3 protein-coding genes are annotated in these 3,111 nt (G+C 50.7%); all 3 read right to left on the bottom strand.

Features of this window, described 5'->3' with window-relative positions; translation table 11 throughout:
* Positions 1 to 651, bottom strand: a 651-nt coding sequence (dhaM, locus tag MHN01_RS22480) for a dihydroxyacetone kinase phosphoryl donor subunit DhaM (RefSeq protein WP_239413562.1), incomplete at its 3' end; no start/stop codon positions are given.
* A 16-nt stretch (positions 652 to 667) separates the two neighbouring features.
* The gene (dhaK, locus tag MHN01_RS22475; RefSeq protein WP_239413561.1) at positions 668 to 1,735 is read right to left on the bottom strand and encodes a dihydroxyacetone kinase subunit DhaK; all 1,068 of its coding nucleotides are present in this window, start codon (positions 1,733 to 1,735) and stop codon (positions 668 to 670) included.
* A gap of 155 nt (positions 1,736 to 1,890) precedes the next feature.
* A partial coding sequence (locus tag MHN01_RS22470; RefSeq protein WP_239413560.1) for a catalase occupies positions 1,891 to 3,111 on the bottom strand: 1,221 nt, incomplete at its 5' end.

Here is a 3,111-nt window from a genome sequence, read left to right as displayed (position 1 = left end):
AAGAATATCGTTGTGCTGGATGTTCAGCGATAATAGGTTGTTGATATTTTTGGCATCGATAGATTGGCCAGCTTTCGCCAGCCTTATTTGTGCGCTGAAAGGGCGAAGCGATGTCGCAAGGATTGCGGCGGGGGGGATGGGGAGCCCGTGGGCGTGGTGAACCTTCCAGATAAAGGTTTGTGGTTCATGGTCGCTGACACCAACTTCTACATTTTTGCTTTTCGGCTCTTTTGGTTTCAGTGGCTGCTCAAGCGCTTTGACTTTGGCGGTAAGGGCATTGTTTGCCTCCTGGAAGACCGTCTCCAGCGGCAAGCCTGATGCTGCTGAGACACATGCAGCAATACAGCCTTCGACAATTGGGGCGGCACAGATTCGGACTGTTTTATCTAGACTAGGCTCGATGAGATCAAGTGCTGTCTCTGCGCTGAGGATCGCGCTGCCTAAATCAACCATTACTAGCACGCCATCCTCTGAATATACGGCTTCTATCGCTTCCATGACCGCAACAGCATCTGTGCCAATCGGATTTTCAGGATCATCAATACCAGCGGCTACTGCAATGTTGACCTTGCCCTGAGTTACCTGTTCGGCAAGTTCCAACAAGCCTTGTGCAAGCTTCAGGCTGTGAGAAACAATAACAAGGCTGACCATAATCGTTGCCAGTATGCTAGATGCCCCAGCGTAGTGCCGGTGTATTTACGGGTTGGTCCCAGAGTGTCAGCATCTCGTCGTCTACTTTAAGCAGGGTGATGGAGACCCCTTGCATGTCAAGCGACGTGCAATAGCTACCGATGAGCCTGCGCTCAATGGTAATTCCTTTCTGTGTGAGTATTTCCGCCACTTTACGATAGACAACAAACAGCTCGGATAACGGCGTGCCGCCGAGGCTGTTAACCAGTACGATGACCTTGTCTCCCTGCTCGATAGTCGCGGTTACCCATTGCTCATCTTGCCAGTCACCGTTACTGCTGTCCCAACGTCGCACAGTACGTTGATATGGCGAGTTATCGAGCAATTGCGCCATCATGTCGCTGGTGGTTGTATCACAATCTGAATACGACACCTTTTTGATACCCGGCTCACCATGAATACCGATACCAAATTCCACTTCATTGTCAGCCAGCTGAAAGCCGGGTTGTCCGGCAGCAGGTACGGTGCAGGCGGACAGGGCAACCCCTATCGAACGCGCCTGGTTGGCAATACGTTTCGCCAACTCGCAACATTGCTCCAGGGTGTAGCCAACTTCCGTGGCCGCCCCTAGTATTTTTTCTGCTAGAACGGTCGCGGCAACACCTCGCCGCCCGGCCGTATAAAGGCTATCTTTTACCGCGACGTCATCATCGATTAGGGTAGCCTGAACGTTGATGCCATCAGCATGCAGCAGCTCAACGGCAGCCTCGAAGTTCATGACATCACCGGTATAGTTTTTGACGAGAAATAGTAGCCCTTCTCCGCGATCCACTTGTCTGCCGCATTCATACATCTGATCTGGTGTTGGTGAGGTGAAGATCTCTCCGGGGCATGCTGCATCAAGCATTCCATAGCCCACGAAACCGCCGTGCATAGGTTCGTGGCCGCTGCCTCCGCCAGATATCAAAGCAACCTTCGGACGTCCCTGAGACGAGCGGTAGATGTAATAAGGGTCAAGGTTTATAGTGAGCTCAGGATAGGCTTTGGCCATTCCTTCAAGCTGTTCTTTAACGATGTTATCAACCTGGTTGATCATCTTTTTCATTGGCGGCCTCTCAGACAAGGAAGCTGTCTGTTTATGTTAGTAGACGGTCGCCAAATTGCTTCATAGAGCTGAAAGTAAAAAGTAAAGGCTCCAGTTAAGGAGCCTTGAAATAGACATCGGTGATCATATTTTCATTGCATAGGTTGCTGCGGATGCTAGTTGATGTTAACTGCCAGTCCCTCAGCGAGCGCCTGGCCAAGCGTTTCGTCTGCTTGATAGAAATGGAGGACTTGTTGCTTTTTAATTTGCTCATCTTCAACTTCACTCATCGATGCAATGATATTGCCGATGAGGCGTTGTTGCTGATCGTTATCCATCAGGCGGAATAAGTTGCCCGGTTGGCTGTAGTAGTCATCATCGTAGTCTCTGAAATCGAAGTGCAGTGCCTCGCGCTCTAGCGCCAGTGCCGGTTCTGCATCGTGGCTCGGGGTATAGCTATTGTGGTGGTTTGGCGCGTAGTTAAGGTTGCTGCCACCATTGTCATCGGTGCGCATACTGCCGTCGCGATGGGTGGTATTGACTACAGACTTGGGTTTGTTAACCGGTAGCTGGCCGTGGTTGACACCGAGGCGGTAGCGCTGGGTATCGCCATAGGAAAACAGGCGGCCTTGCAGCATTCTGTCTGGCGAATAGCCTATTCCCGGAACGATATTGGCAGGGGTAAAGGCGGCTTGTTCTACTTCGGCAAAGTAGTTCTTCGGATTTCGGTTTAGCTCAAGGACACCCACATCGAGCAGCGGGAAGTCGCCATGAGGCCAGACCTTGGTGAGATCGAATGGGTGTATGGCATATTCACCAGCTTGCTTTTCGGTCATGATCTGGACTTTAACGTCCCATCGTGGAAATTGTCCTTCCTCGATACTCATAAACAGATCGACCTGAGAGGATTCTCGACTTTTACCAACGATAGTGGCGGCTTCCTCGTCGGTATAGTGGCGATGCCCTTGTTGGGTTTTGAAGTGGAACTTGACGTAAAAACGCTCATTGTTTTTATTGATGAAACTAAACGTATGGCTGCCGTAACCATTGATGTGGCGATAATCTGTCGGAATACCTCGATCACTGAACAGGATCATGATCTGATGAAGCGATTCGGGATGCCGAGACCAGAAATCCCAGGCGGCGGTTGCACTTCGAAGGTTCGTTTTTGGATCGCGTTTTTGGGTATGGATAAAGTCAGGAAACTTCAGCGGATCACGGATGAAGAAAACCGGTGTGTTGTTGCCGACAAGATCCCAGTTACCTTCATTGGTATAGAATTTCAGTGCGAAGCCACGCACATCACGCTCGGCATCGGCCGCACCTTTTTCGCCGGCTACCGTCGAGAAGCGCAGCAACACATCGGTTTTTTTTCCTACCTCAGAAAAGATATCAGC

Source organism: Photobacterium sp. OFAV2-7, from assembly GCF_022347985.1.
Classification (GTDB): Bacteria; Pseudomonadota; Gammaproteobacteria; order Enterobacterales; family Vibrionaceae; genus Photobacterium.
This window is presented reverse-complemented; position numbering and strand designations above follow the sequence as displayed.

What these genes read in the sequence shown, in the direction of transcription:
- dhaK (WP_239413561.1), bottom strand. Translation starts at nt 1,735, where the DNA reads ATGAAAAAGATGATCAACCAGGTTGATAACATCGTTAAAGAACAGCTT.